This is a genomic window from Anabaena subtropica FACHB-260, assembly GCF_014697105.1.
GTDB classification, from domain to species: Bacteria; Cyanobacteriota; Cyanobacteriia; order Cyanobacteriales; family Nostocaceae; genus Trichormus; species Trichormus subtropicus.
In genome coordinates this window covers 41283-47494 of the sequence record NZ_JACJRF010000043.1, presented here as the reverse complement: position 1 = coordinate 47494, position 6212 = coordinate 41283, and the positions used below count along the sequence as shown (strand labels likewise).

At 39.1% G+C, this 6212-nt stretch carries 7 protein-coding genes; 6 read left to right on the top strand and 1 reads right to left on the bottom strand.

The features are described from left to right. The first annotated feature begins 552 nt into the window (after positions 1-552). Positions 553-765, top strand: coding sequence for a hypothetical protein (locus H6G18_RS19835; RefSeq protein ID WP_190408819.1), 213 nt, complete (start codon positions 553-555; stop codon positions 763-765). Between the two features lie 430 nt (positions 766-1195). Here the strand turns inward: H6G18_RS19835 and H6G18_RS19830 are convergent, their stop codons facing one another. After that, a complete protein-coding gene (locus tag H6G18_RS19830) occupies positions 1196-2386 on the bottom strand; it encodes a hypothetical protein (RefSeq protein WP_190408818.1) in 1191 nt (396 codons plus the stop codon). Positions 2387-2739: 353 nt separating this feature from the next. Here H6G18_RS19830 and prfB point away from each other — a divergent pair. The 5 genes from prfB (at position 2740) to H6G18_RS19805 (ending at position 6212) form a co-directional block, all read left to right on the top strand. Continuing rightward, positions 2740-3862 (top strand): peptide chain release factor 2 gene (gene prfB, locus H6G18_RS19825; protein WP_190408817.1). Its coding sequence is split into 2 segments (ribosomal slippage): positions 2740-2811 and positions 2813-3862, totalling 1122 coding nucleotides; the frame shifts between segments, so codons are not numbered across the junction. A 254-nt stretch (positions 3863-4116) separates the two neighbouring features. Then, complete coding sequence (locus H6G18_RS19820) at positions 4117-4272, top strand: DUF3285 domain-containing protein (protein WP_190408816.1); 156 nt, start codon at positions 4117-4119, stop codon at positions 4270-4272. Between the two features lie 39 nt (positions 4273-4311). Then, entirely contained in the window at positions 4312-4842 is a 531-nt protein-coding gene (ybeY, locus tag H6G18_RS19815) for an rRNA maturation RNase YbeY (protein WP_190408815.1), read from the top strand. Positions 4843-4980: 138 nt separating this feature from the next. After that, on the top strand, positions 4981-5436 hold the full coding sequence (locus H6G18_RS19810) for a diacylglycerol kinase family protein (protein ID WP_190408814.1): 456 nt from the start codon (positions 4981-4983) through the stop codon (positions 5434-5436). Between the two features lie 176 nt (positions 5437-5612). After that, positions 5613-6212 carry an anthranilate synthase component II gene (locus H6G18_RS19805; RefSeq protein ID WP_190408813.1) on the top strand — a complete coding sequence of 200 codons (600 nt, stop codon included), beginning with the start codon at positions 5613-5615 and terminating at the stop codon, positions 6210-6212.

Here is a 6212-nt window from a genome sequence, read left to right as displayed (position 1 = left end):
CCTGAGCCTATTTTATTAAACCAGATTTTTGCCAAGCTTACTTCTTTAGGACGTATTCATCCCGTTTCTACGGGCGTTGAACCCTCGTAATTTGGCAAAGGTATTGTTGTAATTATCGTGAATGCAGACTACTTGAGATTGCACAACTCAAACTAAACCAATAAGACAGAAGCGAGATGTGTTAATTAGTGCAGTTAAATAATTGACTGCTAAGTATCTACACCACACCAATTGAATGTTATACTACACCTAATTGGTCGGATTAATGTAGTTAAATTTTATACATTTTTTACGAGAATAGAAATCCTTTTGTAAAGAACGATTTTATGTATAGCTAATTCTTAGCTTATCTAAATGGGAAGCTCGCATTAATTTAGAAAGCTGCTGGAATAACGCCAAAAACTATTCTTGCTTTGGTGCAAAAATTCTCGTAGCCAAAAATAAGTTACCTAAATAGGTTAAAAAAAGATTATCAGTTAGTTAATTTAATTTAAAAATTAGTAGATAAGCCAGTTTTATTCTTTATCAAAGCCAATAGCATTAGGAGCAATCTTGCAAAACTCAGAGCATATTCAACTAGGAGATAGAGTGTTGATTTTAAGTCCTTCCTATGTAGCAGGAAAATATGGGTTAGTCCGTGGTCGAGAGTCAAACTCAGATAGTCAAGCAAACCAACGCTGGTTGATTCAAGTAGAGAATGCCGATTCGTCTGATGTTGTAGTGTCATTGATTTTAGGTGACTTTACCGTGATTAGCCCAGAATGATTGAAAAAAGAGCAATGTCTACGACACGACAATACTCTTCCTAAGCTCTGGTAAGGGACTTCCAACTAAAAAAATATCCTATCACTGGGTAGGCAGGAGAGCAGGAAGCAGGGGGAAGACAACAAAATATTATCTGAGTAAATGGGATAATTGATTTTCTGGAAGTCCCTTATACGAAAAAATTCTGCATAATCAGCCACTGAAGATTGTTTATACAGAATAGGCCTTGATTTTATATGAATTTCTCTGATACTCTGCCTTCATCTAAAACACACTGGTTTGAGGACGTAATGATTGAAAATATTTTAAGAAATCAATTGTAGTTTCGGAATGAGTTTTTTTGCCTTGTAAATGAAAAATTCCTTTGTTTTATAGTCTAATGCGCTTTTCTCACGAATGATTCCGGATTCCTATACACATCGTTAATTATTTAAACCGCGTTTATTAGTCCTCTTGATATGTCTAGAAGGTTAGAATAACCTCGTCTCATTATCTCCAACAACTCTGCCTGCAATTGTGCCTCTAATAACAACTGTTCTAATGTACTTCCAGAGTTATTGTTAGTAGAAAGCCACAGAGAGTAAATTGTATTCCCCTGTTGCGGCTGGATGCGTATATAGTAAGTTCCTGGAGACAATTGCAAGTTTTGGACAGGATTAGCACTAGAACCTCTAACGGCGGTATTTCTAGAACTTAAAATATTACCTCTACTATCAAGGACTTGTTCAATTACACTTCTGGAAAAACTAACGTTATCTAGTCTAATATTACTAGCCTGATTCAAATCAAACCGATAGTAGTCATAAGCATCAGATGTGCCAACGTGTTCAAATATGTGAGTGTAATTTGCACCTATGGTAATTTGACGAGCAGTAGCGAATGTATTTCCGGCGTAGTCATTAGTAGCTTGGCGGCCTTCGAGGATACCAAATCTCCCAAAGTGGTCTATTAAATTAAAGCCTCGCAAAGTAGCTAAGTCTGGATTATTTCTTTTATAATATCCAGCATCAAAGGCAGATGAAGATTTACGACCTTCGTCTATCCCATAGATTGTGAAATGATTTAATAACTGATTATTACTAAAATTAGCTAAATCTCGATTATTAGATCGATAGTAATCAAATTCAAAATATGATGAAAACTTACGTCCTTCATTTATGCCATTGATGACAAAATGATTTAACAGTTGAGAGTTATTTAAGGAAGCCAAATCCGAATTAGGACTTTTATAATAACCGAAATTAAAAATTGGAGAAAAAACCCGTCCTTCAGAAATACCAGAATTTTTTAAATGAGTAAATAATTGCTCATTGTTAAAGCTGGCAATATCATTGTTACGCTCACGATAGTAGTCGAGATTAACTATAGGAGAAAATATACGTCCCTCAGCGATTCCATGATTGACTACATGATTTAATAGTTGATTATTATTTAAGTTTGCCAAGTCAGAATTACTAGATCGGTAGAAACTCAAACTAATCAATGGTGAGAATAAACGACCTTCATTTATACCCCTAGCTTGAAAATGAGACAAAGCTTGAGCATCATTCAAACCAGCTAAGTCAGGATTCGCTACACGATAGAAATTACTGTCAAGCACGCTTGAGATAGTTAGAGACATATCATTAACTTCTAAAATCGAGTTGATTTAGTGAATTTATCATAAAAATAATTTTTGATCAAAAAAATATCTCAAATAATATACAAACTAAAGATGCGATCGCTAACTATTATCTTGTATTAAATTTTCATACCCATAACAAATATTTTTCTTAGTTGATAACTAAAATAAAATTTGTCTTCATAAGAAAAATCATCTGCAAGTAACAGCAACATAAAATCATTTTGACTCTTTCTTGAGCGCCAGAATCTGCTCTGGGTTCATCTTTGTGACGAAAGAATCTGACCAATTACCGCTAAAATCAGAAAGTAAAATATAATATCATCCAAAGCGCTGTATTCTGAGCAAGCTTTATGGAAGTTTTAGAACTGAAACGCGAAATTGAAACGTTGTCTAGCCGCCTGGGTAAAACCCAGGACTATCTTTGACGTACCTGCACTCAATGCCAAAATTCAAGACCTGGAACAAATAGCAGCACAGCCAGAATTTTGGGATGACCAAAACCAAGCCCAAAAAACGCTGCAAGAACTCAACGACCTCAAAGCCCACCTGGAACAGTATCATCAGTGGCACGCCAATCTAGAAGATACTAGGGCTGTGGTTGAGTTGTTGGAATTGGAAACCGACGAAGCACTATTGCAAGAAGCGGAAACTACAATTACCAAGCTCAATCGTGATCTCGATCAGTGGGAATTACAGCAGTTATTGTCTGGCCCTTACGATGCGGAAGGGGCAGTATTAACAATTAACGCTGGTGCTGGTGGAACAGATGCTCAAGACTGGGCATTTATGCTGTTGAGGATGTACACCCGTTGGGCTGAAGCCCAAGGTTACAAGGTAGCTTTAGCCGAAGAATCGGAGGGCGACGAAGCGGGGATTAAATCAGCCACCTTGGAAATCACTGGTCGTTATGCCTATGGTTACTTACGGTCAGAAACAGGAACTCATCGTTTAGTGAGGATTTCACCTTTCAATGCCAATGGCAAGCGGCAAACTAGTTTTGCTGGGGTGGAAGTGATGCCGCAGTTGGATAACACTGTACAGTTGGATATCCCCGAAAAGGACTTGGAAATTACCACAACTCGTTCTGGTGGTAAGGGTGGACAGAACGTCAACAAAGTAGAAACAGCCGTGCGAGTGGTTCACCTGCCCACAGGTATCGCTGTACGCTGTACTGAAGAACGTTCCCAGTTGCAAAACAAGGAAAAAGCCCTCGCTCGTCTCAAAGCCAAGTTGATGGTCATTGCCCAGGAACAAAAAGCCCAGGAAATCGCCCAAATTCGCGGCGATATGGTGGAAGCCTCTTGGGGTAATCAAATCCGTAACTATGTATTCCATCCTTACCAGATGGTAAAGGATTTGCGTACCAATGCGGAAACAACTGCGATCGCCGATATCATGAACGGTGAACTCGATATGTTCATTCAAGCCTATCTACGCCAGGAAAATCAAATCGTAGAAGGGGAGTCTGCTTAATTGGGGGGTAGGGTGTAGGGTGTAGTGAATCCGTCATTTGTCAGAGTTTCAATTCTCCAGCAATGCTATCGTCTTAACTTGTATGGGGTTTCAAACGATGCGCTTTGTTGGGGCTGTATCTTCCCCACACCCCACACCCCTCATCACTCACCACTCATTACTCATTACTCATTACTCATTACTCTTCCCCAACTCCCACTCTTTACCATGACCTGTTAGATTTATATATAAAAGCGTTTTTTGATTCAATCATTATGAGTAACCCCCCTTCAACAGAATCTCAACCCAGTTACGTCAAGCTTGCCATGCGGAATATGGTACGTAAGGGCGGCACTTCTGCAAAACATTTTGTCTTGACTGCCGTAGGTCTTTTAGCTGTCCTTGTGGGACTTGCTTATTTAACTCGCTAATTGTAAGCAACAATCTCAAGTGCTGAGGAGAATGGGTATTTGGTACAAGTTGAACTAGATGTACAAGATTGTTTCTTTGAACTTTCCCCGGAAGCAGCTCAAGCTTCTGGATATGTGGATAGTCAAATTATTTCTGCCACTTGGGAAGACTGGTTTCGTCGCTGGTTAGATATTCTTGATTCCCATCTTCCACCTGCACCAAGCTATGAAATTTGTTTGCGGTTAACCGACGATACAGAAATTCAAGTAATTAATGCCCAATATCGTCAACAAAACAAACCTACAGACGTTTTAGCATTTGCCGCTTTAGAGGTAGATTTGCCACAAAATCCGGAAATGGTGGCTGAACCTTTGTATCTAGGTGATATCGTTGTTTCTATCAATACGGCACAACGTCAAGCTAATCAGCAGGATCATAGTTTGTCAACTGAGTTAGCTTGGTTAACAGCTCACGGTTTACTACATCTGTTGGGCTGGGATCATCCTGATGAAGCAAGTTTAATGGTGATGCTAAAACAACAAGTAATATTACTAGAATCTGTTGGTATTAATATTAACCTAAATTATTAAATATTTTTATCCCTGTCAGTATTCATTCTGAGCCATGCTTTTATAATACTTTTAGAGAAAATTGCCTAAAAGCACATAGCAGATTAAAATCGGCGAAGATTTATCACTGACCTATCCACATATTTTATTTTTAAGCCTATGTCCCAACAAGTTTCCCAGCCACCAACCCCAAACAGCCTACCATCACTAGTAATGAAAGAACGGGAACTTTCTTGGCAAGTTGCCACTAATTTATTTATTAGCTTTAAATATGCCTGGGCTGGAATTACCTATAGTTTTCAAACTCAGCGTAATTTTCGCATTCATATCAGTGTTTGTGCTTTAGCGATCGCCTTAAGCATTTTCCTACATCTGCAAGCAGTAGAAATAGCAGTTATCGGTATCACTAGCGGTTTAGTCTTGGTGATGGAGTTACTAAATACAGCAATCGAGTCTCTTGTTGACTTGACTGTAAAACAGACATACCACGAATTAGCCAAAATTGCCAAAGACTGTGCTGCTGGTGCAGTACTAGTTTCCGCCTTGGTAGCCGTGTTAGTTGCTGCAATCCTCTTGCTACCACCCTTGGTAGTTCTAATTATGTCAGCTTTCTAGAGCTGATTTATAACCTCTTGCCTATTTTTAAAATAGACAATCACGCTTAAAAACTGACAAATAAGAAATAAAAATCTCTCTTCCCAGTCCCTCATTTATGGGGATGACATTTACAGCAGCTCAAATCTGGTGAAAACTAAACATGAGAAGAATAGTAACCAGGAGCTATAGGCGCTGTGATTATAGTCATCGATAATTACGACAGCTTTACTTACAACTTGGTGCAGTACTTGGGAGAACTGGCATCTGAGTTTCCCGTGGCATCAGAAATCCAAGTTTTTCGCAACGATAAAATAACTTTAGACGAGATTCGGGCATTAAATCCTGATGCGATCGTCATTTCTCCTGGGCCTGGTCGTCCAGAAGATGCGGGTATATCTTTGAATTTAATTGAAGAATTAGGCACTAACTTGCCAATTTTAGGCGTATGTTTGGGACATCAAAGCATTGGTCAGGTGTTTGGTGGTAATATTGTCTCTGCTCCAGAGTTAATGCACGGCAAAACTTCTCAGGTAACTCACGCTGGGGTTGGGGTTTTTCAAGGATTAGAAAATCCTATGATTGCCACCAGATATCACAGTCTGGTAATTGACCGCCAAACTTGCCCCGAAGTGTTAGAAATTACTGCTTGGGTAGATGATGGTACGATTATGGGAGTGCGACACCGGAACTATCCTCACATTCAAGGAGTCCAGTTTCACCCAGAGAGTGTTCTTACATCCTCAGGAAAACAGTTATTGCGGAATTTTCTGGAACAGTTACAGTTACGAGAATAA

Bases quoted from the DNA above. Each gene is read 5' to 3' on its own strand.
- H6G18_RS19830 (WP_190408818.1), bottom strand. From the start codon at position 2,386: ATGTCTCTAACTATCTCAAGCGTGCTTGACAGTAATTTCTATCGTGTA.
- H6G18_RS19810 (WP_190408814.1), top strand. From the start codon at position 4,981: ATGTCCCAACAAGTTTCCCAGCCACCAACCCCAAACAGCCTACCATCA.
- H6G18_RS19820 (WP_190408816.1), top strand. From the start codon at position 4,117: ATGAGTAACCCCCCTTCAACAGAATCTCAACCCAGTTACGTCAAGCTT.